The organism is Aquimarina sp. I32.4, from assembly GCF_002924285.1.
GTDB lineage: Bacteria > Bacteroidota > Bacteroidia > Flavobacteriales > Flavobacteriaceae > Aquimarina.
Genome location: NZ_PGUB01000069.1, coordinates 1 through 26,776, shown reverse-complemented (window position 1 = coordinate 26,776; position 26,776 = coordinate 1). Strand labels below are relative to the sequence as shown.

27 protein-coding genes are annotated in these 26,776 nt (G+C 30.5%); 4 read left to right on the top strand and 23 right to left on the bottom strand.

Annotated features, from left to right (window positions below; all coding sequences use genetic code 11):
• Positions 1-287: 287 nt before the first annotated feature.
• The 3 genes from CVD18_RS15010 (at position 288) to CVD18_RS15000 (ending at position 1,988) form a co-directional block, all read left to right on the top strand.
• Positions 288-818 (top strand): hypothetical protein, encoded by a 531-nt coding sequence (locus CVD18_RS15010; RefSeq protein ID WP_103866256.1) that lies wholly within the window; start codon positions 288-290, stop codon positions 816-818.
• A gap of 204 nt (positions 819-1,022) precedes the next feature.
• Positions 1,023-1,328: a helix-turn-helix domain-containing protein gene (locus CVD18_RS15005; protein ID WP_103866255.1), complete on the top strand. Its 306-nt coding sequence runs from the start codon at positions 1,023-1,025 to the stop codon at positions 1,326-1,328.
• 309 nt (positions 1,329-1,637) lie between these two features.
• Positions 1,638-1,988: a hypothetical protein gene (locus CVD18_RS15000; RefSeq protein WP_103866254.1), complete on the top strand. Its 351-nt coding sequence runs from the start codon at positions 1,638-1,640 to the stop codon at positions 1,986-1,988.
• 57 nt (positions 1,989-2,045) lie between these two features.
• On the opposite strand, the gene CVD18_RS14995 is transcribed toward CVD18_RS15000, so the two are convergent.
• The 3 genes from CVD18_RS14995 to CVD18_RS14985 form a co-directional block, all read right to left on the bottom strand.
• Positions 2,046-3,104: a glycosyltransferase family 9 protein gene (locus CVD18_RS14995; RefSeq protein WP_369858602.1), complete on the bottom strand. Its 1,059-nt coding sequence runs from the start codon at positions 3,102-3,104 to the stop codon at positions 2,046-2,048.
• On the bottom strand, positions 3,091-3,699 hold the full coding sequence (locus CVD18_RS14990; RefSeq protein ID WP_103866252.1) for a DUF4254 domain-containing protein: 609 nt from the start codon (positions 3,697-3,699) through the stop codon (positions 3,091-3,093). Before CVD18_RS14990 ends, CVD18_RS14995 begins: the two co-directional genes overlap by 14 nt.
• A 147-nt stretch (positions 3,700-3,846) precedes the next feature.
• Positions 3,847-4,767, bottom strand: coding sequence for a DUF6427 family protein (locus tag CVD18_RS14985; RefSeq protein ID WP_255409452.1), 921 nt, complete (start codon positions 4,765-4,767; stop codon positions 3,847-3,849).
• Positions 4,768-4,889: 122 nt separating this feature from the next.
• Between CVD18_RS14985 and CVD18_RS14980 the strand changes: the two genes are divergently transcribed.
• Positions 4,890-5,120, top strand: a complete 231-nt coding sequence (locus CVD18_RS14980; RefSeq protein WP_103866250.1) for a uracil phosphoribosyltransferase — start codon at positions 4,890-4,892, stop codon at positions 5,118-5,120.
• Between the two features lie 86 nt (positions 5,121-5,206).
• On the opposite strand, the gene purD is transcribed toward CVD18_RS14980, so the two are convergent.
• The 20 genes from purD to rfbB form a co-directional block, all read right to left on the bottom strand.
• Positions 5,207-6,478 (bottom strand): phosphoribosylamine--glycine ligase, encoded by a 1,272-nt coding sequence (gene purD, locus CVD18_RS14975; RefSeq protein ID WP_103866249.1) that lies wholly within the window; start codon positions 6,476-6,478, stop codon positions 5,207-5,209.
• Positions 6,479-6,590: 112 nt separating this feature from the next.
• Positions 6,591-7,874 carry an O-antigen ligase gene (locus tag CVD18_RS14970; RefSeq protein ID WP_146052805.1) on the bottom strand — a complete coding sequence of 428 codons (1,284 nt, stop codon included), beginning with the start codon at positions 7,872-7,874 and terminating at the stop codon, positions 6,591-6,593.
• Positions 7,875-7,944: 70 nt separating this feature from the next.
• Positions 7,945-8,916: a UDP-glucuronic acid decarboxylase family protein gene (locus CVD18_RS14965; RefSeq protein WP_103866247.1), complete on the bottom strand. Its 972-nt coding sequence runs from the start codon at positions 8,914-8,916 to the stop codon at positions 7,945-7,947.
• An 8-nt stretch (positions 8,917-8,924) separates the two neighbouring features.
• Positions 8,925-10,085 (bottom strand): ATP-binding protein, encoded by a 1,161-nt coding sequence (locus CVD18_RS14960; RefSeq protein ID WP_103866257.1) that lies wholly within the window; start codon positions 10,083-10,085, stop codon positions 8,925-8,927.
• Positions 10,086-10,141: 56 nt separating this feature from the next.
• A complete protein-coding gene (locus tag CVD18_RS14955; protein ID WP_103866246.1) occupies positions 10,142-11,449 on the bottom strand; it encodes a UDP-glucose/GDP-mannose dehydrogenase family protein in 1,308 nt (435 codons plus the stop codon).
• Positions 11,446-12,510 carry an MraY family glycosyltransferase gene (locus tag CVD18_RS14950; RefSeq protein ID WP_103866245.1) on the bottom strand — a complete coding sequence of 355 codons (1,065 nt, stop codon included), beginning with the start codon at positions 12,508-12,510 and terminating at the stop codon, positions 11,446-11,448. The genes CVD18_RS14955 and CVD18_RS14950 overlap by 4 nt, the downstream gene beginning before the upstream one ends.
• A gap of 189 nt (positions 12,511-12,699) precedes the next feature.
• Complete coding sequence (locus CVD18_RS14945) at positions 12,700-13,944, bottom strand: O-antigen ligase (RefSeq protein WP_103866244.1); 1,245 nt, start codon at positions 13,942-13,944, stop codon at positions 12,700-12,702.
• Positions 13,945-15,021 carry a DUF1972 domain-containing protein gene (locus CVD18_RS14940; RefSeq protein ID WP_103866243.1) on the bottom strand — a complete coding sequence of 359 codons (1,077 nt, stop codon included), beginning with the start codon at positions 15,019-15,021 and terminating at the stop codon, positions 13,945-13,947. It lies immediately after the preceding gene.
• Positions 15,014-16,123, bottom strand: coding sequence for a glycosyltransferase family 4 protein (locus CVD18_RS14935; RefSeq protein ID WP_103866242.1), 1,110 nt, complete (start codon positions 16,121-16,123; stop codon positions 15,014-15,016). Before CVD18_RS14935 ends, CVD18_RS14940 begins: the two co-directional genes overlap by 8 nt.
• Positions 16,120-16,965, bottom strand: a complete 846-nt coding sequence (locus CVD18_RS14930; RefSeq protein WP_103866241.1) for a glycosyltransferase — start codon at positions 16,963-16,965, stop codon at positions 16,120-16,122. Before CVD18_RS14930 ends, CVD18_RS14935 begins: the two co-directional genes overlap by 4 nt.
• Complete coding sequence (locus tag CVD18_RS14925; RefSeq protein ID WP_103866240.1) at positions 16,958-18,373, bottom strand: hypothetical protein; 1,416 nt, start codon at positions 18,371-18,373, stop codon at positions 16,958-16,960. Before CVD18_RS14925 ends, CVD18_RS14930 begins: the two co-directional genes overlap by 8 nt.
• A gap of 6 nt (positions 18,374-18,379) precedes the next feature.
• Positions 18,380-19,453, bottom strand: a complete 1,074-nt coding sequence (locus CVD18_RS14920) for a polysaccharide pyruvyl transferase family protein (protein WP_103866239.1) — start codon at positions 19,451-19,453, stop codon at positions 18,380-18,382.
• A gap of 35 nt (positions 19,454-19,488) precedes the next feature.
• Entirely contained in the window at positions 19,489-20,361 is an 873-nt protein-coding gene (locus CVD18_RS14915) for an aspartyl/asparaginyl beta-hydroxylase domain-containing protein (RefSeq protein WP_103866238.1), read from the bottom strand.
• The gene (locus CVD18_RS14910; protein ID WP_158250472.1) at positions 20,358-20,849 is read right to left on the bottom strand and encodes a DapH/DapD/GlmU-related protein; all 492 of its coding nucleotides are present in this window, start codon (positions 20,847-20,849) and stop codon (positions 20,358-20,360) included. Before CVD18_RS14910 ends, CVD18_RS14915 begins: the two co-directional genes overlap by 4 nt.
• 26 nt (positions 20,850-20,875) lie before the next feature.
• Positions 20,876-22,117, bottom strand: coding sequence for a lipopolysaccharide biosynthesis protein (locus tag CVD18_RS14905; protein ID WP_103866236.1), 1,242 nt, complete (start codon positions 22,115-22,117; stop codon positions 20,876-20,878).
• A 15-nt stretch (positions 22,118-22,132) separates the two neighbouring features.
• A complete protein-coding gene (gene wecB / locus CVD18_RS14900) occupies positions 22,133-23,266 on the bottom strand; it encodes a non-hydrolyzing UDP-N-acetylglucosamine 2-epimerase (RefSeq protein WP_103866235.1) in 1,134 nt (377 codons plus the stop codon).
• Positions 23,253-24,119 (bottom strand): dTDP-4-dehydrorhamnose reductase, encoded by an 867-nt coding sequence (rfbD, locus tag CVD18_RS14895; RefSeq protein ID WP_103866234.1) that lies wholly within the window; start codon positions 24,117-24,119, stop codon positions 23,253-23,255. Before rfbD ends, wecB begins: the two co-directional genes overlap by 14 nt.
• The gene (gene rfbC, locus CVD18_RS14890) at positions 24,116-24,661 is read right to left on the bottom strand and encodes a dTDP-4-dehydrorhamnose 3,5-epimerase (RefSeq protein WP_103866233.1); all 546 of its coding nucleotides are present in this window, start codon (positions 24,659-24,661) and stop codon (positions 24,116-24,118) included. The genes rfbD and rfbC overlap by 4 nt, the downstream gene beginning before the upstream one ends.
• A 2-nt stretch (positions 24,662-24,663) precedes the next feature.
• Complete coding sequence (gene rfbA, locus CVD18_RS14885; RefSeq protein WP_103866232.1) at positions 24,664-25,527, bottom strand: glucose-1-phosphate thymidylyltransferase RfbA; 864 nt, start codon at positions 25,525-25,527, stop codon at positions 24,664-24,666.
• Positions 25,527-26,543, bottom strand: coding sequence for a dTDP-glucose 4,6-dehydratase (gene rfbB, locus CVD18_RS14880; RefSeq protein WP_103866231.1), 1,017 nt, complete (start codon positions 26,541-26,543; stop codon positions 25,527-25,529). The genes rfbA and rfbB overlap by 1 nt, the downstream gene beginning before the upstream one ends.
• Positions 26,544-26,776 lie beyond the last annotated feature (233 nt).

The following is a 26,776-nucleotide window of genomic DNA, read 5'->3' as shown; positions in this document are numbered from 1 at the left end:
TATGGCTTATTTATGATCGCAAGGGGTATCCAATAAAAAAAAGTATTTATAATAATGGGGTTTTATTAAATGATTAAGCCTTAATTAAGACTATTAATCTGGCAACAGCTAGTAATACAAGAACTAGAATAAGCCAAAACAAAAGGGTTTTTCCAAAAACATTCCAGTAGATAGGTGAGTTTTATACCTCATCATGACACTGTTCAAAAAACAAGTGTATAGGATACCTATATCCAAAATTAAAAAAATAATTAAGAGAGTATATAACTGGCAAACAATACAATAATATGGCACTATTTATCATCGCTATCATACTACTATTTGTGGGATTTTTGAGTATTAGACCAAAAATTAAAGAAGAAGTAGCTTATAAAAAATTTGAGCGCTTTTTGTTATCATTACCCAAGTTTAAGATTCCGCTAGATACTGTAAAAGTAGATGGATTCCACTGGCGAGAAAGCATTCCTGTAGACATCTATGATAATGAATTAGACCCAAACGACCCATATTTTTATGGAAGTTCAGAGTATAGCTACTCCAATAAGTATCATAAGGATAAAGCAGTTACAAAGTTTAAAAGCAGTGTGTATATAACCATACCCTATGAGGGGCTTGAGCATAAAATCAAGCTGTATATACCTATTGAGCATACTGTGATCAATATGAAGTTCTATCTAGAAAAAGAATTACCCATCTATGTAGAGAAGGTAAAGGACGAAGACATGACAGAATATTTTAGGTTTTTTCTTGATTTTAGGTTTTTAGAAAGCCCACATATTTCAATAATAGCCACAGAATTTTTAGAGAAAGAGGCATGACCTCATAACCTATTCTTTACTGTCTAAGCAAGCTAATATAGCTATGAGCGAATACTGATTATAACATGGTAGCTTTTAATAATGAAGAGATTGCGGTCTCTAAAGAAGGAATCTATCAAGGAGAAGAAGTAGAAGAAAAACTTATAAACGCTCTTGTTTTTCTTGAATAAAAATAAGTATATTTGTCAACTATTGACAAGTCAAATGAAGGAAACTTTTGGAGAGTATATAAAAACGCATAGAAAAAACAAAGGGCTCACCTTGACCCAACTAGCTGCTTTATTGGGATTAGATGCTGCAAATTTGAGCAAAATGGAGAATGAGAAGCGTAATTTTGATCCATCCAAACTTCCAACCTTGGCAGAAATTTTTGAAATCCCTTTTGATGAGATTAATGACGAGTATGTAAGTGATAAGATTGGTAAACAAATCTATGAGATGAACTGCTCTACAGAGTTGCTCAAAGTTGCAGAAGAAAAAGCAGCATATCGCAGAGCTTCAAAAAAATAAAGCCTTTTTTACAGATTCAAGGCTACCCCGTATCAGGACCAAATTGCATCTCCTACCCTGCAATCCTGTAAATCTGTTAGTTTATAAAAAAGGATAGAAGGTTTTCTTCTATCTTACTAGTATACAAAAGGAGTTGATAAGTTATCCTATTCAGAGCTCTTTTTTTAAAATTTTAAGTCAGAACGATACATGCCCGCTTCTTTTATAGAAGGTAGCACTTGACATATAGCTATTACAGTATATGTTTTACCAAAGGCCGGGAACTACGCTAGTTTTATCTAAATCAAAAAAACACTAAATATAAAAAAGATGAAAATAGACTTAGAGGCTCAAGGTTTTCCAACATTTAAGCTACCTGCAAATCAAGATTTGATTTTATTACTTATCAAAAATGAACTGATTAGCACCCAGTTTGCACATCAATTAGATACTATAGGGTTTGATACCTCTAGCTACAGTATAGAGCTAGGTTCTGCTATTTTATCCTTGGTTGGCTTTACAGATAGAACAGATACGTTATGGGAGTGGTATTATAATATGCTGGATTCTTATATAGAGAAAATAAATCTAGAAGAAAATGGCATAACAGAGAGGGTTATTTTTGATTTTTATATCGCCTTACGTATAAAGTTACATACAGAATCTATAAAGGTTGCATAACCTAGAGTGGCTAATTTTATATAGATTTTTTATCTGAAGGAGAAAATAAGTATGATTCTATAGTTTATTAATCATAGTAATTACCTTTTGTGGCGGTATGCTATTCATTACATTTTCATACCCTTCTGGCACCTTATTACCATATATAGATGTTGGTATTTGATCATACTTGGCAAGGTTTGGCAAAATAGCATGTTCTATTGGTTGGCCAAATGGCATAAAGCCAGCATAGGGGTGTGTAACACCCCATAATGTAATGGTTGGCACACCGTGCATAGCGGCTAGATGTGCATTGCCACTATCCATAGATAGCATGATGTCTAGGTTGCCTATTAATTTTAATTCTCCTTCAAAGGGTAATTTGCCTATTACATTGGTGACATTTTTATATTTGCTCGCTATATTATTCAAAATATCGGCCTCACGCTTACCACCACCAAACAAGAAAATCTCAAAGTTCTCTTCTTTATCCAATGTATCGATCACCTCAACGATCGATTCTAGTGGGTATGTTTTGCTGTCATATTGTGCAAAAGGGGCGATCCCTAACCACTTCTTGGTTGAATTCTGGGTAAGTTCTAGAATATCAGGTGTCAAAGATTGTTTTGCAGGAAATCTATGGGTAGAGAGATCTATAGGATATCCCAATGCCGAAAAAACATCTGCATAGCGCTGGTGGGTGGTTTTTAATTGTTTGAATACCTTGCCTTTTGATCGAGTCAATGCCTTCTTCTCTGCTCTACCTTTATCTATTTGAATGGTTTTTATTCCTTTTAAAAAGAATAAATTCTTGAGTATATTAGAGCGTAGCACATTGTGCAAATCGGCAACGGCAGTGATTTTCTGTTTTTTTAATTCATTAGATAATCTAGTAAGCCCCAAGATTCCTTTGTGCTTCTTATCTACATCGGCATGATATACCTCTAGATTATCTATATCAGAGAATAAGGGGGCAAAGAATTTTCTTGTAAGTACTGTTAGTTTTACATCTGGATAGGTTGCTCTAAAAACCCGTAATACAGGAATGGTCATTGCAACATCCCCCATGGCAGATAATCGTATTACCAAAATATTCGCCTCAGAACCGCCTAGTTTCCTGATATTATTTGCCGCCACGCAATACTGGGTTTAATTCATCATCATTGTACATTTTCATTTGCTTGTATACCTTCATGTACTTATCCCCATTTTCTATATCACTCAGTAATGTATCAATGGCCGTAGATAAATCTACTTGTTGCTCAAGTAAAATATCATATTTTTTTTGACATGCAGCCTTATGCGCTGCTGTAGCTCCTTCTCTAATAGTTTCTACATGCATATGATATACTTTTAATGCTAAAATAGACAACCTGTCTATACCCCAAGCTGGACTTTCTGTATTGATCGTTGCAGATGCTTTGGGTGCTACTTCTTTGTATAATTCTAGAAAATAGCTATCAATATACTCTACCATATCAGTTCTATCCTGATTAGAAGCGTCTATCTGTCTTTTTAGCTTTAATGCAGCAATGGGATCAATTTCTGGATCACGTATAATATCTTCATAATGCCACTGTACTGTATCAATCCAACATTTACGATACAACAAATGCTCTATAGCTTGTGATTTACTGTCATAGGGATTAGAGAACTCCTGATCTACAGTATCAATCACATGGTATTTTTCTATAACTTCTTTAAAAATGGAATTTGCTTTATCGGTAAACATGTATCTTATTATTTTCTATAATTTATGCAAAGGTATTATATTTTGTAATAGTATGTATTATATAGCTATATTGATATCTCACCCAATTATATTTTAAAAATATTTCTCTGATAATCAACCTATAAAACAAATGATACGTATTGAATTTTAAAACAATAAAATGATAAATGGCATGAGAATGAATACCCATAGATTAACCTCTTTGGCAAACTGGCGATAATCCATCTCGAGATACGCTGTACTCATGAGTGCCAAGGGTGCTACAACAAAGAATAACTCTGAGGTGTCTTTTGAAGGAGAAATAACTACAACCCCTACAGCTATCAATAAATACACAATAACTAATCTAAGTATTGGCTTGGTATTTACTGCTTTTCGACCAAACTTAATAAGATATATCGAGAAAAAGAAAATCGTACAAATTGATAATACTCCTACAGAAAACAACTGCCCTTTTATCAGGTAATTCTGGAATGAGAATGAAAATGAATCTATATAATCTGTGAATGCAAAAAATGAATCATAGGCTAATAATGTAAAGCAGTTGGCAAACAAAAAGGCTATGCTTATACCTACAAAAGGAATAATCCAATTTCTATAATCTTTGGAGGTAAAATATAATATCCCTAAAAAGACCAAGAGTATAAAGCTAATACTCCAAAAATAGGCTAATGAGGCTAATCCTATATAAAATGAAGCATTAAAAATCTTGGCTTTACTCTGTTTTTCATTTCGTAAATGCAGTATATTCTGTAATGCTAATAAAACAAATACATTAGATACTAGAATATAAAAATTTGTCAATGAGTTGGGAAGTATTGCTGATAGGCAAGCATACAAAAGTATTGTAAATGTACCTTTATTGGTTAGGTTATTTTTTTGTGCTACCAAATTAAGTGCAAGCATAGGCAAAACATATAAAAAGAGACCTATTGTAGCCAAAAGAATAGGGGTGCTTTTTAGGTCTAAACCCTTTTTGTAATAGGCAATACCAAAGAACACTGTCATATACAATGCTATGACAATATAATTAATTGGTTTTGATTTACTAAAAAAGCTTGATAACACTACTATTTTTTATATTTTTGCAATCGATGATATATTTATTATCATTATTTATGATAGAACTAATTTATAAAAAGTTTTTAAGTATAAGGCTTTAAACTTTTTACAAAAAATATTCAACCGTTATGAACGATTTTTTTAAAGCTATAGATTCCTTTTTTGTAGATGTGCTTTTTGCTCCTCTTGATGCTTTGAGAGCACTTGAGCTAGAAAGCTGGTCTGGAGCCAATTTTATTAATTGGTTTTTTATGTTAATCGGTTTTGTTGCTTTTTTATATTGGATGAAACAATTGAAAAAGTTTAATGACAATAATGAAGAGGATAGAGATCCTACAGCTCATTCATTCCTAAATTAGTATAAAAGGAAATCAAATAATAAAAAGAAACCCGTTGTTTTTATAAAAACAACGGGTTTCTTTTTTACAGACCTTAAATCTGGCTCTTACAAGTCAAATCCTAGATCTTTTCTATAATACATTTTATCAAAATTAAGTTTCTCTACACTTTGATATGATTTTTGCAATGCGGTTCTAAAATCATCATCAAGTGATGTGATTGCAATCACTCTTCCGCCGTTTGTTACTACTTTATCACCATCTATCTTGGTTCCAGCCTGAAAAACGATAGAGTCTGTTATCGTGTCAATTCCTGTAATCTCTTTTCCCTTATCATATGCTTCTGGATATCCGCCAGAAACGGTCATTACTGTAGTGGCACTTCTGGAGTCTAACTCAATATCAATGCTGTCTAATGATTGATCTCCTACATGCTTAAATAATGTTACCAAGTCTGTTTTTATTCTTGGCAAAACTACTTCGGTCTCGGGGTCACCCATACGCACATTGTACTCAATAACTTTTGGGTCATCTCCTACCTTGATCAATCCTATAAAGATAAAACCTTTGTAATCTATATTCTCTTTTGCCAGTCCGTCTACTGTAGGTTTAATGACTTGATTTTCGATCTTAGCCATAAAAGCATCATCAGCAAAGGGAACAGGTGATATTGCTCCCATACCTCCAGTATTTAAACCTGTATCTCCTTCTCCTATTCTCTTATAATCCTTGGCTGTAGGCAGTGTTACATAGTTTTTTCCGTCTGTAAGTACAAAAACACTAAGTTCTATCCCATCAAGAAATTCCTCTATCACTACCTTCTCACTAGCTGCACCAAACTTCTTATTGGTCAACATGTTTTCTAATTCTGCTTTGGCTTCTTGAATATCTTCTAAGATCAACACCCCTTTTCCTGCCGCCAGACCATCTGCTTTTAAAACGTATGGGGGTTGCAGGGTTTCTAAGAACTGTTTTCCTTTTTCTACAGTCCCAGCTGTAAAACTCTGATACGCTGCTGTAGGGATATTATGTCTGAACAAAAATTCTTTTGCATACTCTTTACTTCCTTCTAGCTGTGCGCCTTCTTTAGAAGGGCCTATGACAACAACGTTCTTTAATTGGTCATCTTTGGTAAAAAAATCACTGATCCCTTGTACCAAAGGGTCTTCTGGCCCCACTACTACCATATCAATACTCTCACGCAATACCACATCTTTGATTGCTGTAAAATCTGTAACCGAAATATCAATATTGGTGGCTATACCAGCTGTTCCTGCATTACCAGGTGCTACAAATAACTTATTACAAAGTTTACTTTGTGCTATTTTATATGCAAATGTATGTTCTCTTCCTCCTGATCCAAGTACTAAAATGTTCATGATAATTTACCTTGTTTTTAGGGTTCAAAAATAACTTATTAGAATTTGTATTACTAATTCTTTTTAAGGAAGTGACTTAATCTTTTCCTATTAGTAATAAAAATGGTAGTCATTACTCATTTCTAATAATTCTACTACTCAAAATACTTCGCTTTTTTAAAAGTAGAGGGATAACGATAGAAAAAAACACAATCCCATTAAATCGAACTAACATAGACTCAAAAAGTAATGATATAAAAAGAATTAAGAAAACCGAAAATTCATTTTTACTTCTTTTCATACGCATACCTAACAAGATAAAAATGCTGACCAAAATACCAAAACCTACAATACCTGTTTGCAAGTACGTTTGCAAAAACTGATTGTGAGAGTTGTACTTGTTCTTATGATTAAACGTATAATTCAATTCTTTATACTTTTTTATCAAAACATCGTTTGCATCTCCTACCCCATATCCAAGAAAAGGGGCTTCTTTTATCAATTTGATACTGGCATCCCAGGATAATACTCTTGATTTCTCTGAAGTGGTGTTTTCATAATCCAATGTCTCATTAAAACTTTTAATTCTCACATAAAAATCTGAAACTCTAGGGTTGCTTGCAAATAAAAACACTCCCATCATAAACATAATGATCATTGTATACTTTTTTTGCTTATCCTTGATATTAACGATCAGTAGTATAGCCATAATTGCCAAAATCACATATGCTGCAATAGAAGCAAGTAAAAAGAGGTACAAAAACAAAACAAAAATCACTACCATTTGCAATCGTGTCTGTAGTTTGTTTTTTAGATAGTAGCTTAGCACTAATAGTATGTAAATCGAAATATAGTTTGCATTAACTGCTCTTGAAAGAGAGGAACCTATAAAGAAGTAGTTTCGCCCTTTTATCAATCGTTCTATAAACGAAAATGTATTTACAGCTTCTTTGCCGTTAATCGCATATTGCAATAGATTGTTTGTGGCACAAAAAAAATTAAAACAGAAAGAGACTAGTAGGCCTACCAGTAAAAAATCAAATAGTTTTCTTACTGTAGTTGCATCTTCTTTGACAAACAAAAAAATGATCGGAAATAATAACAATGTCAATGATCGCTGTATCAAATCGAATCCACTAGATAAATTATCTGTGTAGATTAATCCAAGAGACATTACTACAAAATACGCAGGGAATAGTAGTAATATTTTATTATCGAGGATAAAACTTTTATCAGATCTGAACATCATAATGACTCCAAAAATAATTGAAATCACAAAAAATGGAGTTGGAAGATTAATCCCTAGTGGTAATAAAAAGAAAGCAATATATAAGCTGTTCCAAAAAGTCATAACTATCCAGTCATCTTCTTTGTAAAACATGCTTGTAGCATTGATTATTAAATTCTTTAATTTCACTTCTTATAATGCGTTTTGAAGCAATTAACGTTTTATATTAAGTTGTATTATCACAATACGAGATAAAACACTACATAAAATCTCTATGCTCACTTTTTTGAAGTTCTTCTTTTGAAAACTCTTTAAAGTAGTTTAAAGTTAATCGCATTCCTTGTGACCTATCAATTTTGGGTTCCCAATCTAAAACTTCCTTGGCTTTCGTGATATCTGGTTGTCTCTGCATTGGATCATCAATAGGTAGTGGTTTATATACTACTTTCTGATTTGTATCTGTTAGTTTCACAATTTCTTCAGCAAAATCTTTGATCGTTATCTCATCTGGATTACCAATATTTACAGGATATATATAATCACTAAAAAGTAATTTATAAATGCCCTCTACTTGATCATCTACATAACAAAAGGACCTGGTTTGTAATCCATCTCCAAATATTGTCAAATCCTCTCCTCGTAATGCTTGTCCTATAAAAGCAGGTACTACCCTACCGTCATTTAATCGCATTCTAGGTCCATAGGTATTAAAAATACGTGCTATTCTGGTTTCTAATCCATGATAGGTATGATATGCCATCGTAATCGATTCCTGAAAACGTTTGGCTTCATCATATACTCCTCTTGGTCCTATAGTACTTACATTACCGTAATACTCTTCATTTTGAGGGTGTACTAGAGGGTCTCCGTACACTTCACTTGTTGATGCTATTAAAATTCTTGCTTTCTTCTCCTTTGCTAATCCTAAAAGGTTATGTGTACCCAAAGATCCAACTTTTAATGTTTGAATCGGAATTTTAAGATAATCTATTGGACTCGCTGGGGATGCAAAATGTAGAATATAGTCCAATTCTCCAGGGATATGAACAAATTTGGTTACATCATGATGATAAAATTCAAATTGTTGTAGCTTAAAAAGGTGTTCTATATTTTTGATATCACCCGTGATCAGGTTATCCATGGCAATCACATGAAACCCTTCTGCTATAAATCTATCACATAAGTGAGATCCCAAAAAACCTGCTGCTCCAGTAATTAGAATTTTCTGCATCTCTTCTTCTAAATTATAATATTTTTTGATATTTCTTGAAAAGGTATTATTTCAATTTCATTACTTCTTTTTTGATAATCTTCTCCTCCATATATTACTTTACCTCCAGTAAAACCAGTTAAGTTGTTCCAATATTTTAATCCTTTAAAAAATTCATTAGTTATAGTTTTCCCTAATTTAATCTCAACTGGAATCAATTCATCAAAATTATCTATAAGTATATCTATTTCATGACCTGTACTATTTCGCCAAAAATACAAGTTATTAGATAATCCTTTATTATATCGTTGCTTTAAAAGTTCTATTACAACTAAATTTTCAAATAAACTTCCTTTAAAAGGATGAACATCTAATTGCTCAGGGTTTTGAATTCCTAAAAGTGCACTTACTAGACCGATATCATAAAAATACAATTTAGACATTTTTACCACTCTTTTATTAAAATTTTTATGATGTGGTTTTAACCTAAATATAATAAAACTCGCTTCTAATACACTGATCCAAGATTCAATAGTTTTACTATCTACTCCAACTTGTATGGCTAAAGCATTTTTATTTAATAATTGACCTGTCCTTCCTGCACATAACTTCAAAAATCTTTCAAAAACAATAAGGTTATCAATATTTTTTAACTGCCTGACATCTTTCTCTAAATATGTTCTTATATAATTTGAGAACCATTTATTAACTTCAAAAGGTTTATCATACAATGGAGGGTAAAACCCTTTAAATAACAATTCATTAATCGTTTTGGGAGCATTGTTTTTCAACTCTTCCATAGAAAAAGGCAATAGTGTTACGTACCCTATTCTACCAGCTAAACTTTGTGTAATGCTTTGTTGTAATAAAAAGTTATTAGATCCTGTAATGATAAATTGCGCTAGCTCGTCTTTTTCGTCAAGTATTTGTTGTAAATATGAAAAAAGCTCAGGGGTTCTTTGTGCTTCATCCAAAATGGCTCCTGTATCTGAAAATTGTTGTAAAAAACCTTTCGGATCATCTAATGCAAAATTCCTTGTATCTGGATTTTCTAAACTTACATAAGGTTTATCATTAAATATCGTTTTGACCAATGTTGTTTTACCAGATTGTCTAGGGCCAATAACTGCTATTGCCTTATATTGTTTTGCTAAATTAAGCAGTTCATTATTTGCTCCTCTAGAAATCACATTCAAATATACACAATTTCGGAATTGGATTCCGAAATTGTGTGACTATAAATTTATTAAACCTCTTTCCTACCTATAGAAAAATACGAAATCTCTTCCCTATCCATATCCTTGATATCATATAAATTTCTTCCATCAAAAATTACTGGACACGAAAGTGTATTTTTTATTTTATTATAATCAGGAGTTCTAAAAATGCTCCATTCTGTACATATAATCAATGCGTCTGCATTTTCTAAAGCATCATACATTGACTCTGTAAGATCAATTTTATTCTTATATTTTTTTGCTACATTATCCATTGCCTCAGGATCAAAAGCTCTAATCCTTGATCCTTCCTTTAATAATTCATCAATCAAATATAATGATGGAGCCTCTCTGATATCATCAGTTTCTGGTTTAAATGCTAATCCCCAGACAGCAAATTTTTTATTACTAAGATCATTATTAAAATATTTTTTAATCTTTGGTAATAGCGCTATTTTTTGGTTATCATTTACTTTAATTACAGCATCTAGAATTTTAAAATCATATTGTGATTCTTTTCCTGATTTATAAAGTGCTTTTACGTCCTTTGGAAAACAAGACCCTCCATATCCTATTCCAGGAAACAAGAAACGTTTTCCTATTCTAGAATCAGTACCTATCCCTATCCGCACTTTATCCACATCTGCGCCAACTTTTTCGCAATAGTTAGCAATCTCATTCATAAAAGTAATCTTAGTTGCCAGAAAAGAATTCGCCGCATATTTGGTAAGTTCTGCTGATTTTTCATCCATAATAATTATTGGATTTCCAGATCTTACGAATGGTTTATATAATTTTTGCATTAGCTCGGTAGCTCTTTCTGAGCTTGAGCCAATTACTATTCGTTCTGGTTTTAAAAAATCATCTACGGCAAAACCTTCTCTTAAAAATTCTGGGTTAGAAACTACATCAAAATCACATTTGGCATTCTCCTTAATAATTTTATATACTTTTTCTGCAGTTCCTACAGGAACAGTACTTTTATCTACAATCACTTTATATTCAGTAATCATCTTTCCTATCTGCTCGGATACTCCTAAAACATATTGCAAATCAGCAGATCCATCACCATCGTCTGGCGTTGGTAAAGCTAAAAATATGATCTCGCCATGATTCAATCCTTCTTCTAAAGAAGTAGAAAACCTCAATCTACCTGCTTTAATATTTCTTTCGAACAATACATCCAAATGAGGTTCATATATTGGCACTTCACCATTACGCATTTTTTGAACCTTTTCTTCATTGATATCTACACAAACAACCTCATTACCAGTTTCTGCTAAGCATGTCCCTGTTACTAGACCAACATATCCTGTTCCTATTACTGAGATTTTCATTTGTTTTTTTGCTTGTTTTTCTGCATTAATTTCCCTCCTCCTTTTCTAACTTCATTTTTTATATTATCCACCTTTCTTCTAAAAAAAATTTTTCTTTTGATGTTGGAAAAACTATAATCAAAACGATAGAAGAAATAACCTAATACGATAACTGTAAAAATAAGTACAATAACCAAATAAAAGTTATATGATGAACTTCCTAAAATAATAAACAGTACTACAAAAACAAGATTAAACCCCCCAATAATAAAACTAGCTTGTTTATGCGAAATTTTAAAATAATCGATCAATATATGGTGTGTATGATTTCTATCTGGAGAAAAAGGGCTTTTTTTATTTGCTAACCTTATCGTAAAAACACGAGCCGTATCGAATAATGGTACAATTAATATACTTATTGCTATCAGTGGTACATTTTCTAACAAAAAAGGAAGGCTATCATATGATTCAGGAGATAATGCTAAAAATTTCAATGTTAATGTACTTAAAATAAACCCAACAGTAAGAGATCCCGTGTCACCCATAAATATTTTTTTACTTGATGAGAGGTTAAAACTCAAAAAAGCAATCAAACACCCATTTAGTGCAAGACAAAGAAGTACATAGAAAAACTCTTTAGTAATATAAAATATTGTTGTATAAATTATCAGAATTACAATCCCAACAATTGCTGCCAAGCCATCAATTCCATCGATAAGGTTATATGCATTAATAATTGTAAGCATTAAAAAAGCTCCTACAAAATAATATATATAAACAGGGATTTCATGTATGCCTAAGAAACCGTTCAATGAACTAATCATAAAGCTTTCATTACTTAAAATGAAAACAATTGCAAGAAGTTGCGCAGCAAGTTTGGTATATGGAGATAATACTACCAGATCATCTTTAAGACCTACAATAAATAATATTGTTAATCCAGGAATAAAATAAATAGCTTCATCATAATTATCCCATTCTTTTAAAAAAAAAAGAGCAAAAATTAAAGTGTAAAAAAAGGAAATCCCTCCTAAAGTCGGTGTAACTTTAGCATGCGAACTCCTGTTATTTGGTTGATCCATAAGATTTTTGAATTGAACAAGACCAATAATCTTAGGAATAGTTAAATAGGTTAAAAAAAATGAACCTAAAAAAAATATGAATGGATAATATAATGGCAAACCTGAATTTTAAGTCAAAAATAATAAATCTACAAGAGTATCCTGAAATTTTAAGCTCTTCTTTTTATAATAATAGATTATAAAAAGGTCTCAAAAATATTTAATAGACCTTATTCGCTCTTGGGCTAAAAATAAGGAAACAAAAAATGAAGCTATTAAAATACCAGATTCTCTTGCAAAAAAACTTTCTATAAGTCCATATGTTAGAAATAGTAGTAGTATGTAATAATATATTAAATGTACTTTATTAAATAATAGTATTGGAGAGAGAAAATAAAAAGCATATAATAATAATCCTATCAACCCAGACATAAGCATTATACTAAGGTATTGATTATGGGAATTGTACTTATAATGTAATCCAAAAACAAATTCTTCTTCCTGATATTTTTGCATTAAGGCATTCTTATAATCTCCTATTCCATAGCCAAAGAAAATAGTTCTATTATTTTCAATAATAGTCTCATAAGAATACTTGAATATAAACAGGCGAATTAAATTCTCGTCTAATCGATTTTGCCTGTCTTCAAATACAGAAGGTATATTGTCTATATTTTTTGAAAAACTATCTATCATCGTTGAAAACCTATTAAAAGCAAATGTTTTAAACAAAATAAAGATCGAAGTGAATATTAGTAAGGAAAAAATCGGAATATATTTAAATTGCTTTTTTATAACTAGAAATCTAATAAGTAAAAGAAAAATTCCAAATGCAGTCGTAATAATAATACCTTTAGATGATAAGGCAACCAGTACTATTGAAAACAAAAGAATTAGTAACCATTTCATTCTATTTCTAATATAGAAAATTGATATAAAAATTGATATCGCTATTTTTAATGAATAATATCCTGGATGAATTCTAACGAGACCTGCTAAATTATCGTAATAATATTTACTATATGAATAGGCAAAACTTTCTGGAGTATTCCAATTATAAAGTAATAGAATGAAATTCAGGATTATAAATGAAGTTACCCCGTACATAAAAAAGATACTAATCTTTTTTGTAAAGAATTTTTGATGATCCGTAGATAAAAAAAGAAAAGGCATCACAAAGCAAAATGAGTATCTTCCTAAAGCCGAAAAGCCTCTGTATATATCAGCACTATATAGAAGTGTAATTGCTATATATAATGGTAAAAGTATGGCCGATAATAGGAAATACTTTTGCTCGATAATTAAAAGCTTATAATTCTTAAAATCCAGAACAAAATCAATTATCTTTAGTGTTATTAATGCTCCAAGTATATACTTAGGAATATTAAAACCTATAAATGGTATAGAAAACGAAAAAATATAAAATAGAAACCTGAATAATTCTTTTAAATTCATCTAGAACAATTTAGAGTATTCACGAGCTATAATTTCCCATAAGTAACTTTTCTTTGCAATATTATTAACATCACTAGAAATTTTTTGCAACCTCTTGGAGGCTATATTTACCAATATATGTCTTAATTCATTTTTATCAAGAAAATATTCTGCTTGATTTTTAGTAGTTTCTCTGTTATAATTTATCCCATAGGCTATAATAGGTATTCCTAAAAACATTGCTTCTACTAAAGATGGGTTTGTGCCTCCGGCACTATGCCCATGAACATAAATATATGCATTACTCCTAATTTGATTTAATTTATTTTGATCATATATAGGGTCTAGCAGGAAAATGTTTTTATATCTACTGAACTCTTCTCTTATACCAATCCCATATTTACTGTTGGACCAATTTCCTATAATTATCAAATTTAGATCACTAAATTCTACAAAAGCCTCGACAATCATTCTAATATTATTTTCGGGCTCTATCCTACAGACCTTAAAAGCATATTTTCCTTCAAGAAATGGATATTCTTCTATCAACTGTGGAGTAAATGATTGTTTAGTTACATGATCTGCTCCATATGCAATTAACTTACTGTTTTTATTATACTGGCTTTCTACATAGTCTTTTATTACTTTATTGTCGCTTATCACAATATCGGCATTTTTAACTGCAATTTTTTCAGAATACTTTAAAAAGGTCTTCGCAAAAAAGTTCCACTTATCTCTTTTCCATTCTAAACCGTCAATATTGACTACAATCTTTTTTTTACTAAAAAGTTTTACAACAGGAAGTATAATGCAGCCCGATACACCAAGTATAAGTAATGTGTCTGCAAATTTTAAAGATCTAATAATAGAAATTATATCATAGAATATACTTTGTAATCCATTTGCTTTTAAGTTAATATATTTAAGTCTTGCCCCATTATGAGAGTTCGGTTTATCTTTATAGCTTTTGGAACTACAAAAAACTGTAATATCATATTGTTGATTCAGGTTTTTAGTCAAATATTCTACTAATGTTTCAAAACCTCCATATTTAGAAGGAATACCTACTGTACCTATTATTGATATTTTTTTATTCATTTAGTACTTTTTTATAGGCATGTAAAGTTTGTTCTGCTGTCTTCTTCCAAGAAAATTTTTCTTTTATTAAATCAACAAAACTCATATCAAAAGCACTATTCATTGCATCTATTGTTTGCTCCTTTATATTCTGAATATCTTCTGGATCACAATAAAAGGCAAAGTTTTCAAAATACTCTCTTACCGATCCTTTATCAGAAACAACAATATTACAATTTGCGTAACCAGCTTCCAAACTTACCAGCCCTGGCGTTTCTATCCAACTTGTAAGTACATTTACTTTAGCAGATAGCATGTTGATAAAAACCTCTTGTTGTGGTATATGCGAAAGAAATTCGACATTCCCTCTTTTTTCTGCTACCTCTTTTAATTCTTTTAGATAGTTCTGACTGTTTGGTCCAGCATTCCCTATAAACCTAATTTTGTAGTCAGTATCCATCATCGCTTTCAAGAAGTTCAATTGATTTTTCCTAGCATCAATTCTTGCAACGAAAGTGATTAGGTTATCAATTTTGTTGGCCTCTGATTTAGATTTAATCAAATCAAACACGTTAGTGTCTATTGCATTGTTAGCAATACTGTAATTGTTTAAATTCAAATTTAGTCTATTACACAATGCTTGCATTTCTAACTCTGCATTAGGTAATAACCAATCCATTTTTTTTACAATCTTCTTTTGGTTTTTTAAATAACTCCTTTTAATTCCATTTAAATATACCTTCTCTCTTTTAACCAGATACTTGGCCAAAGCTTTAAAAAACTCAAAACCATTTACTCCAAAAATTTTAAAAATCAACCTTTGTAATAATGGAGCTCCTTTAGAAGCATATTCATCAAACGGCCAGTAAATTGTAGATAGAACTTTTTTTCCTTTAAAATTCTGTTTTTCAATTTCTTTTAAATATGAAATATTATCATATACCCAAGTTAAATCTGTAAGGTGTAGAATATCATATAACTTATAGTTTATATCATAAGGAGAAGTAGTTATTGAACATTCAACCCCAAGTTTTTCCAGATATTTTTTGGTTTTAAGTATCTGAATTTGTGCACCTCCTGGTGAAGTATGAAAATTATGTCTTACACAAAATAGTATTTTCATTTTTCTAGTTTTAAATAGTATCCTTTTATATAACCCTTTAGTTGATAATAATAAAACCTAAAAGTCATGATATTCTTATATTTAAGTAAAATAAGTAATAATAATATAGGAAAACATATCAAAAGCGCCAATCTCATTATATAGTGAAATAAAAAAATTCTAAGTCTTCCTTCTCCAAAACCATATTCAAATAACTTTTTATTCAACTCTTCCTTGTCAAATGGAACATCCCAATAAACAAAGGCTTTTTCGTTAAAAACAATATTATCTGTCAATTTAAAAATCTTAATATCAAATAGTGTATCCTCAGCTGTATAGCTATTTTCTGGATATCCTCCTACTTTTTTCCATAGCCACTTCTTAAAGCCTAATGATCTTGAAGAAGGCAAGAAGGTTTTCTTGTTTATTTTATTAATTGGTGGACAAAAAATGTCGGCAATTTTAGATTGAAATTTATTTGAAACATTTGCCTTATACCAACCACTTACTATATCTGCATTCTGTTTTTCAAAAGAATGGATCATCTGCTTTACCCAGTTTTCGTCTAAAACACATCCTGCATCAGTAACTAAAATATTTTCATGTTTTGTATTTTTGATTGCTACATTCCTTCCCTTTGCAATTGGGCCTACAGTATGTTTTTTGTTACATGTGTCATCAACGATTAGTTTATAGTTGATTTTTTCCGAAATACTTTCATTAATTAAATCAAGGGTTTTGTCAGTAGAACCTCCATCAACAATAATAAACTCGTTTGGGTATATGGTTTGCTTATTGAGGCTTTGAATAAAACTCAAAATTGATGCTTCTTCATTATAAACTGTTGTAATTAAACTATACATGCTCTTGGGCGTTTCTTTTTTGAATACTTCCTATTAATATTCCAATCAATAACATAAACTCAATTCTCGAATAATATGAATAAATTAACAAAACAGGAAGTATTACAAATAATAAATATTTCCTTTTTCTTAAATAGAATAAAATTATTCTAAATGGTAGGAAAAGATAAATAAATAATCCTGATAGACCATACTTAAGTAGGATTCCAGTAATAAAAGAATGAGTAGTATAATATACTCCGCTAGTTAATTGATCTTTGCTATAGCTTTTTAAATCAATTACTCCAACATTTCTTATTGGATGATGAGAAAAATCATACGTTGCTGCAAAACCTTTTCCAAACAAAGTTTCATAAAGGCTTTGAGATAGTCCCGTAACAACATTAGACAGCTCAAGATACCGTACTTTACCCGAGCCTGATGTATCAACTTTTTCGTTAAATAATTCACTAAAAACATTAAGTTTCCATATGAAAAAGTTGTATAACCTTTCGTTAAATATAAATATGCCTATAAAAACTAATCCGATAATTAATACTGCCTGGATAATAAATGAGCTATTGAAGGGTATTTTACGATAAAATTTCCAGCTTAAAGCACAAAAAACAAACAAAAAAGCTAAAACAAAAAAGCCCCTACTTGGATTAAGAAGACTAAGGAGTAATAAAATTCTTAAAACCCAATTTTTGTATATACCCCAATCCCCTTTTATTAGCAAAACGGTTAGCACACCTAAAGAAAGATATGGGTTAGTCATTAAATCTAAATTAGATTTATGAGCTAAAATATCACTAAACAAGAAAAAAATTGATCTTAAGCCAATTATGGCCGGAACAATCATAATGACTCCCAAAAGTTGATCTATTTTGTTTTTTCGAAATAAATATGACCCTTGTATCATACCTGCTAATACAAAAAGAATAAACTTAATGTCTGTTATAATTAGGTTTGGATAATGCAAATAACCTTGTAGCAAAAAAATTCTTAACATCGAAGAAAGTCCGATTAGAAGGAGTATGGCAAGCAATACTAAGCAAAGGAAATTAAGTTTAAGTTTTTTGCTTTTTAACAAAACCATAAAAGCATTAAAAAAAACAAGATAAACAAACAAGGTAAACGGCCCTATTTTTACTGTATTTAAGACATTGTATTGAATAGTGTTTTCAACTTGAAGAGCAGAGTAAACATCTAATATATCCCTTGGGAATTCAATAATAAGTAAAGAATATAATAATGTAATTATTATCCCTTTTGATAAGTCTAATAATGAAATCGTTGAAAAAACTATGAACAGTAATACTGAAACAAGTATACCAAGCCATGAATGACTCCAAAAATCTACATATAAAAATGTAAAAAGAGCAATTAAGAATATTGCAAAATATTTGTATCGGCCTAATATCTCCATATAGTTTTATACTTCAAATACTTTCATTCCCTTAATTGCTTTATTTTTTTCTTGGTTCAAAAATTCTGTTGGTTTTTTATAATTGCTTATTACTTTTTGAATGGTTTCTATACTTATGTTTTCTTTTACTTTCTTGTTTCTATATTCTACTAAAGTGTTTGTGCTTTTTATGTATATGCTTACCTTATCATGATAAGAAATTCCAATATTTGGTATTCCTAGAATATCTGCCAAAACTAAACCATGGAGACGCATTGATATAACAATTTTTGCTTGCGACATATATTTAAACAAATCATCAGAATAATTAATAATCTCAAATGGGGTGGTTAGTTTTTGAGAAACTTTATTATGGAATTGATTATCAGATTGTGTTCCTTGGTGCATTGGCATGAATAAGACTTTTTCTTTTCCTTTACATATATCATTTAAAATAGCGCTATAGGTTTCGACTACAGATTCGTCGTCCTGATATTGAAAATGTCCACAAAAGACTATGGATTTAGGATCTCTATTAAAAAAAGAACTTTCTAGTAAGCAGGCCAAATCTCCCCCCTCGAATACATTAGGTTTTTCCGGAAAAAAATTTTTTAATTTCATTAAAGAAACATGGTCGCGGCAAGAAAACCGCTTACTTTTATTAACAATCTGCTTATATAAATTTAGTCCTTTTTCAGAAGTAAAATCTCCGATTCCGATGTTGCAAAAAGAGAAATTTTTTCCAAAAAGCTGGAACTTATTTATTACTTTATTTAACCAAACAATACCATCCAAATTTGCAGCGGAAGATTCATAAAGGCTTGTTCCCCCAATCCAAAAAGCTTCTCTAGAAATAAACGCATAATAATATATACATATATAGTTAATAAGCGGAGTCAGCCTGATATATTTGACTTTGATATTTTTGAAAGAAGTAAATGCTTTTTGTTCAGAATAGTAATCTTCGGCAACAAAAACTATATATGTATTATTGCGCTTAATTAAGTCTAAATGATTTAATGCATTAACAAGCATTAAATCATCTCCAAAATTTTTAAAACCAAAATATCCAAATAAACAATATGATTTTCTATAACTCATTAATTTTCATTATTAGAACACTTATTAAGAGTATATTAGTTTTCTTTAGCATAGTCAATTTTACCTGAAGTTATAGATTTCAAGATATTATACAGTTTTGCAAAACTTTCAAGTTTTAGACCAATATTCTTGAGTTTTAGTTTCTCGTAAACACTTTTAGCTGGACCATATGTTTGAAATGTTTTGTAATTAAAAGTCCCCGTAACCTCAGGCATAAAATCAACTCTTTTAAGTTCTTTAGGTGTTTCTTTAAACTCTTCATTAAACATCAAATCGTAAGCCTTTTTTGTCATTATCATGTCCCATAATAAATGAAATCTATATGTTTCTCCTTTATTATTAGCCGAATGAACAGCTCCATTATTAAAAAAATAGATCTCCCCTTCTTTGTATCTATATAGTTTTCTGTCTAATAACATTTCAACCTTTTCATTAGTCATTATTGGCAAATGAAATCTTGCTCGAACAAAATTTGACTTGTTTTTTTGATCGTTGAAAACTATGTGCTCTTCGTGAGGGGACAGACCACTATTTTTACCCATTCCATTTAACCTAAAATTAGTACAATCTGGAAACATTTTGATGAATTTATCAATTGTAGGAAATTTTTCAGCATAATGAAATTTTTTGCTTTTAATATCTAGATTATGATCCGTAGAATAGTCATTATAACTCCCAGTAGTATTGTATAAAGAAAACTGCACTGCATCCCCAAAAGGTCCTACCCAATTAGTAATATGATCTCTATCCTCTACCTTAGAAGCTGCCTCAGAAGCTGCTAAATCCAGACATTCTTTCTTTAAGTTTTCAAAAAACTCTTTGTCAATTTTGAAAATCGTTTTTGTAGTAATACCATTTTTTAAATGATAATTTCCTTTTGCTATTAAGCTTAATACATTTTTACTCATGATTTGTTATGTCTATAATTGAAAACCTTTTCTTGATAAAACATTTTATCTTTCACTCGTTTATAATAAGAGTCTTCTTCTCTTTTTCCAATAATTTTAGCGGGGTTACCACCTACAATACTCAATTTAGGAATATCTTTTGTCACTAAGCTTCCAGCCCCAACAATAGATCCTTCACCAATGGTTACACCAGGCATAATGATACTTCTCATACCAATCCATACATTGTCTTCAATAACAACTTCTGAAAGCACGTCTTCACCGCCATATGGAAGGTGCGACCCTTTATAATCATGATTATATGTCCATATAGTTGTATTCGGTCCAAAAATAACATTTTTCCCAATTAGAATACCTCCTTTTGCAGACCAATAACATCCTTCATTTATAAAACAATAATCACCAATTTTTAAATTTTCTATAAATTCAATATAAATTTTACCTCTCAACTCAAGATTTTCAAACTTTTTTTTTAGTTTTCTCTTCAAAAAAAAAGATTTTACATGCTCAATCATTACTCCATTTGTTTTAGTTTATTAATAGAAATATTATACAAAATTATCCAACCTACGACTCTAGATAATAAAACAGATAAAACCATTATAAGGAGTCCATAACTTGAAACAAAGATCACTGGTATTATAATAATTATAGATAACTGTATGCATTTTAACATAAAAATCAGGTTTGTTTTTTTTGAATAAAAATACGATTCAAGAGGGGTAAAAATAAGACCTCCTAAATGTGCTAAAATTAATACCTGGAAATACTTTACAGAACTTTCATATTCCTGTCCAAAAACAATCGGAATCAGATAGTAAGATAGTAATTCAACACCAATTAAAACTAAAACTATAAATAAAAAGTGTTTCTTTTGGAGTTCAATTATTCTTCTCAAATAATCAATCCCTTTATTAGAAGCCTCTTTTAAAAGTACTTGCATAATTGAATTCGTAATTAAAGGAAAAACCAATGCCAGAGAGTTCGCAGCCGAGTATATCCCCAAAGCATTTTCCCCTAAATACTTTTGTATAATTAAAGAATCTGATCGCATTGCAAATACTATTACTACATTAATTCCTATTAGGGGAATTAATATTCTTTTAAAGCCTTCATTCAAACCTTTTATTTCAGGTGTTTTTACCTTTATTTTTAAATACCTAAATGAATAAATAAAAGAAAGAACAAAAGATAAAAAACAAGCAGCACTTAAAATTACTAAAACCAAATTATAAGATATCAAATTTTCCTCTATTGTAAAAAAAGGTACCACAAAACAAGCAGCCAAAAAAAGAAACTTAAAAATATTTAATGATACATTGATTAAATTAAATTTATTCCAATTACCATATGCTTGATGAAAGGAGAGTAAGAATCTAAAAAAGCTTATTACCCCTCCTTGAAAAAACAAAAAGATGTTTTCTAGATAGGTTAGTTCATATAAAAAATTAAATACTAAAACTAAAACGAGACATGAAATAAGTATCCAAATCAAATATTTCTTATAGAAATAATTTACTATCAGTGTCAATTTTTCAAAACTATATTCATCTTTAAACTTGTTTGTGAAAATGACATTAGTATTAGAAAACCCAAAATCACCAATAGTGTTAATAATCAAGGTAAATGAAAGCAAAAGATTAATTCTACCATAAACATCTACAGAGAAATATCTAGCAAAAAAAATGTTAATCAAAAAGGCTAGACCTGCTGAAAAAAAATTAAAAAAAGAAACACTCAATATAGCTCTCCTCATATCAGTTCTCCTCTATTAAGAGACTTTTTTCATGAACTCTATAATCTTCTTAGAAGCTTGACCATCTCCATATGGATTATGTAACATACTCATTGAAGCATAATGATCATTATTGAATAATAATTTATTTGTTTCTCTAATTATTTTTTCTGTATCAGTTCCTACAAGAGTAACCGTTCCCGTTTTAACTGCTTCTGGGCGTTCTGTTGTATCTCTCATTACTAAAACCGGTTTTCCAAGACTAGGAGCTTCTTCTTGTATACCTCCACTATCTGTAATAATCAGGTATGATTTTTCCATAAGCCAGACAAATGAGGGGTAACTAAGAGGAGAAATCAACTTTATATTATCAATTCCTGAAAGATACTCGTAAACTGGTTTCTTAACATTAGGATTTAAGTGTACAGGATAAAAAATCTGTATATTTTTATTCTCTAAAGCTATTTTTTTTAATGCCTTACATATATTAATAAAACCAGTTCCATGATTTTCTCTCCTGTGCCCAGTTACGAGAATAATTCTCTTATCAGGTTCAATTAATCTATTAATAGATTCAACCTCTTCATCCTTAAAAATCATAGAGTTTACCTTTTCAACACTAAACAAAAGTGCGTCAATTACGGTATTACCAGTAACCAAAATATTTTCATCTTTAACATTCTCATTTAGTAAATTTTGTTTTGATGCTTTGGTAGGTGAAAAATGATACTCAGAAATACTACCCGTTACAGTTCTATTTATTTCTTCAGGAAATGGAGATCTCTTGTTAAAAGTTCTTAGTCCTGCCTCTATGTGGCATATTCTTGCATTAGCATAAAATCCAGCTATGCTAGAGGCCATAGTTGTTGTTGTATCACCATGTACATAAACAAAATCAGGGCAAAAATCATCTAAAACAGGTTTTAGTCCCATTATTATGTCTGAAGTTAATCTGTGTAAGTTTTGATTTGGCTTCATTAAATCAAGATCATAGTCAGGATCAATCTCAAAAAAAGATAATACCTGATCAAGCATTTCTCGATGTTGGGCAGTAATACACACTCTAGTTTCAAATATATCTGTATTTTTTTGAAATTCTTTTACCAAAGGTGCCATTTTAATAGCCTCTGGTCTAGTTCCAAATATAATTAAGTTCTTAATTTTTACCATTTTTTAATAAAGTTAATGCATTTCTTAAACTATCCTTCCAATAAGGAATTTCAATATTAAATGTTGTCTTAATTTTTGATTTATCCATAACGCTGAAGCAGGGTCTTTTTGCTGAGGTAGGATATGCTTCAGTAAGAATAGGTCTTAATTTTATTTCTGTTTTACTTTCTTCAAAAATTGCTTTAGCAAAATCATACCAACTAGCTATACCTTCATTACTATAGTGATAGATTCCATAAGATTTATTTTCTTTGGTTATTAATTTAATAACTAAACTAGCCAAATCTCCAGCATAAGTAGGAGTTCCTATTTGATCCCAAACCACACCTATTTCATCTTTTTCATTTCCTAATCTAAGCATTGTTTTCAAAAAATTATTACCATGTTCTGAGTATAACCATGAAGTTCTAATAATGAAATGCTTTTTTAAGGACGATTTAGCAGCTTCTTCTCCTTTCAACTTCGTACTACCATATACACTTAATGGATTCGTAATGTCTATTTCTCTGTACGGTGATGATTGTTGTCCATCAAAAACGAAATCTGTAGATATTTGAATAAATACTGAATCATACTCTTTACATGATTCTGCTAAATTTCTTACTCCTATTTCATTCACGTTTTTTGCCAACGCTGGCTCTGTTTCTGCTTTATCAACAGCAGTATATGCTGCACAATTAATGCAATAGTCTATTTTTTGTTGTGAATAAAAAGAAACTACCTCTTCTTTATTGGTGATATCCAACTCATCACAGTCAATAAAGATGAAATTAAAACCAATTAAGTCCTGAATTCTATCTTTAATACAAGTCGCCAATTGACCATAACCTCCCGTTACCAGTATATTTTTCATAATCTTGCACTTTCTAAAGTTGGCAAAATTATATCTTTATCAGATACTTTGATTTGGTCTAATGCCAATCCCCAATCTATATTTAGGGATTTATCATTAAAAATAATTCCTCCTTCTGCTTCTTTATTATAGTAATTATCACATTTATAAAAAAAAGTTGACGTATCACTAAGAACTGAAAACCCATGCGCAAAGCCTCTAGGAATATATAATTGCTTTTTATTGTCTCCTGATAATTCTATGGCTACGTGTTCTCCAAAGGTTGGAGAGTCTTTACGTATATCTACTGCAACATCTAACACCTTACCTTGAAGAACTCTTACTAGTTTTGCTTGTGCATATTCCCCTACTTGATAATGTAAAGCTCTGATAACTCCTTTTGTTGAAAAAGACTGGTTATCCTGTACAAAATTAACTTCTTGTCCTACAAGTTTATTAAACTTCTCATTATTATAGCTTTCAAAAAAATAACCCCTTTCATCTTTAAAAACTGTAGGCTCTAATATAAAACAGCCTTTAAGTTTCGTCTCTTTTGCTATCATATTTAGTCTTCTAATATACTCATTAAATGTTTGCCATATCCACTTTTAATTAATGGTTTTGCAAGCTTTTTTAAGTCTTCTTTAGAAATATAACCCATCTTATAAGCCACCTCTTCTATTGCTCCAATTTTTAATCCTTGACGTTCTTCTATTACCTGTACAAATTGTGATGCCTGCATTAAAGAATTAAATGTTCCTGTATCTAGCCAAGCTGTACCTCTATCCAAAATACTTACATTTAGCTTGTTATTTTCCAAATATACTCTGTTTACATCTGTGATTTCTAATTCTCCTCTATGGCTAGGTTTTATATTTTTTGCAATATTAACCACTTCATTATCGTAAAAATATATTCCTGGAACAGCATAATTTGATTTGGGCTGTTCTGGTTTTTCCTCTATTGATATTGCTTTTCCATTTTTATCAAACTCAACAACCCCATAACGCTCTGGATCGTGAACATGATATGCATAAATTATACCTCCTTCAGGATCATTATTAGCTTGTAACAGTTTTTCTAATCCTGTTCCATAAAAAATATTATCTCCTAAAATCAATGCAACTTTATCATTACCTATAAAATCAGCTCCAATTATAAATGCTTCTGCTAATCCTTTTGGTTCTTCTTGTACTGCATATTCAAATCGACAGCCATATTTAGCACCATCTCCTAAGAGTTTCTCAAACAGTGGTAGATCATGTGGTGTAGAAATAATCAAAATTTCCCTTATTCCAGACCACATTAGGCTAGAAAGCGGATAATATATCATTGGTTTATCATACACAGGCATTAATTGCTTACTAACTGCCAAAGTTAATGGGTGTAATCTTGTTCCTGATCCTCCTGCTAAAATTATTCCTTTCATTATATAGTATACTTTTTAAGATACCACGATATTGTTTTATCAATTCCTGTTTCGAAATTTTCGTTAGCTTTCCACCCTAATTCATTTTCTATTTTAGACGCATCAATAGCATAACGCATATCATGCCCTGGACGATCTTTAACATAAGTAATTAGCTGCTTATAAGATTTGCCATCCTTGCGAGGGGTTTTCTCATCTAATAATTCACAAATTTTTGATGCAATATAATTATTGTTACGTTCATTTCTTCCTCCGATATTATAAGTCTCCCCAGAAACACCTTTCTCATAAGCTAATTCTACACCTTTACAGTGATCCAAGACATATAGCCAATCTCTTACATTTTTTCCATCCCCATAAATAGGAATATTTTCTCCTCTTAATGCCTTTCTAATTATGGTTGGAATCAATTTCTCATCGTGCTGTTTAGGTCCATAATTATTTGAGCAATTAGTTGTAACTACATTCATACCATAAGTATGAAAATAACTTCTAACAATGAAATCTGAAGAAGCTTTTGAAGCGCTATAAGGGCTGTTTGGTGCGTAGGGGGTGGTTTCTTTGAATAATCCCGTATCCCCAAGTGTACCATACACCTCATCTGTAGAAACATGATGAAATCGATAATTCTTATATTTATCTTTATATATATGTGGAGATTCCATCCAATAATTTCGAGCTACATCAATTAATGTAAAAGTCCCAAAAACATTTGTTCGAATAAACTCATCTGGATTTGATATTGAATTATCAACATGAGATTCGGCTGCAAAATGAATTACTCCTTCAAAATTATATTTTTTAAATAATTTTTCAATCAAAGATCTGTCGCAAATATCCCCTTCTACAAAAGTATAATTTTCATGTTTCTCTATCTCTTTTAAGTTTTTTAAATCTCCTGCATATGTAAGCAGATCAACATTAACAATAGAAACCTCTGGGTTTTTATTAAGTAAATATGGAACAAAATTAGACCCAATAAATCCTGCCCCTCCGGTAATCAAAATATTTTTCATAATTTATTTTAGACTCTAAAAAGCTCTATTTTTATTAAAACAAAAATAGATTAAATATTGGATTTTTCAATACACTTTTCTAGTTTATATGATGTACTAATAATCTTACTTTAATCCTACTTTGTCATCTTAGGTTTGATTGTTCTTTTCTTGGTCTCTTAGTAGTTGTTTGATGTATCTTTGATGCTGTTCAAGAATTAGATTTATAGCTAATTGCGGAGTTTCTATTTTAG

Bases quoted from the DNA above. Each gene is read 5' to 3' on its own strand.
- CVD18_RS15010 (WP_103866256.1), top strand. From the start codon at position 288: ATGGCACTATTTATCATCGCTATCATACTACTATTTGTGGGATTTTTG.
- CVD18_RS15005 (WP_103866255.1), top strand. From the start codon at position 1,023: ATGAAGGAAACTTTTGGAGAGTATATAAAAACGCATAGAAAAAACAAA.
- CVD18_RS15000 (WP_103866254.1), top strand. From the start codon at position 1,638: ATGAAAATAGACTTAGAGGCTCAAGGTTTTCCAACATTTAAGCTACCT.
- CVD18_RS14990 (WP_103866252.1), bottom strand. From the start codon at position 3,699: ATGTTTACCGATAAAGCAAATTCCATTTTTAAAGAAGTTATAGAAAAA.
- CVD18_RS14980 (WP_103866250.1), top strand. From the start codon at position 4,890: ATGAACGATTTTTTTAAAGCTATAGATTCCTTTTTTGTAGATGTGCTT.
- purD (WP_103866249.1), bottom strand. From the start codon at position 6,478: ATGAACATTTTAGTACTTGGATCAGGAGGAAGAGAACATACATTTGCA.
- CVD18_RS14965 (WP_103866247.1), bottom strand. From the start codon at position 8,916: ATGCAGAAAATTCTAATTACTGGAGCAGCAGGTTTTTTGGGATCTCAC.
- CVD18_RS14955 (WP_103866246.1), bottom strand. From the start codon at position 11,449: ATGAAAATCTCAGTAATAGGAACAGGATATGTTGGTCTAGTAACAGGG.
- CVD18_RS14950 (WP_103866245.1), bottom strand. From the start codon at position 12,510: ATGGATCAACCAAATAACAGGAGTTCGCATGCTAAAGTTACACCGACT.
- CVD18_RS14945 (WP_103866244.1), bottom strand. From the start codon at position 13,944: ATGAATTTAAAAGAATTATTCAGGTTTCTATTTTATATTTTTTCGTTT.
- CVD18_RS14940 (WP_103866243.1), bottom strand. From the start codon at position 15,021: ATGAATAAAAAAATATCAATAATAGGTACAGTAGGTATTCCTTCTAAA.
- CVD18_RS14935 (WP_103866242.1), bottom strand. From the start codon at position 16,123: ATGAAAATACTATTTTGTGTAAGACATAATTTTCATACTTCACCAGGA.
- CVD18_RS14930 (WP_103866241.1), bottom strand. From the start codon at position 16,965: ATGTATAGTTTAATTACAACAGTTTATAATGAAGAAGCATCAATTTTG.
- CVD18_RS14925 (WP_103866240.1), bottom strand. From the start codon at position 18,373: ATGGAGATATTAGGCCGATACAAATATTTTGCAATATTCTTAATTGCT.
- CVD18_RS14920 (WP_103866239.1), bottom strand. From the start codon at position 19,453: ATGAGTTATAGAAAATCATATTGTTTATTTGGATATTTTGGTTTTAAA.
- CVD18_RS14915 (WP_103866238.1), bottom strand. From the start codon at position 20,361: ATGAGTAAAAATGTATTAAGCTTAATAGCAAAAGGAAATTATCATTTA.
- CVD18_RS14905 (WP_103866236.1), bottom strand. From the start codon at position 22,117: ATGAGGAGAGCTATATTGAGTGTTTCTTTTTTTAATTTTTTTTCAGCA.
- wecB (WP_103866235.1), bottom strand. From the start codon at position 23,266: ATGGTAAAAATTAAGAACTTAATTATATTTGGAACTAGACCAGAGGCT.
- rfbD (WP_103866234.1), bottom strand. From the start codon at position 24,119: ATGAAAAATATACTGGTAACGGGAGGTTATGGTCAATTGGCGACTTGT.
- rfbC (WP_103866233.1), bottom strand. From the start codon at position 24,661: ATGATAGCAAAAGAGACGAAACTTAAAGGCTGTTTTATATTAGAGCCT.
- rfbA (WP_103866232.1), bottom strand. From the start codon at position 25,527: ATGAAAGGAATAATTTTAGCAGGAGGATCAGGAACAAGATTACACCCA.
- rfbB (WP_103866231.1), bottom strand. From the start codon at position 26,543: ATGAAAAATATTTTGATTACCGGAGGGGCAGGATTTATTGGGTCTAAT.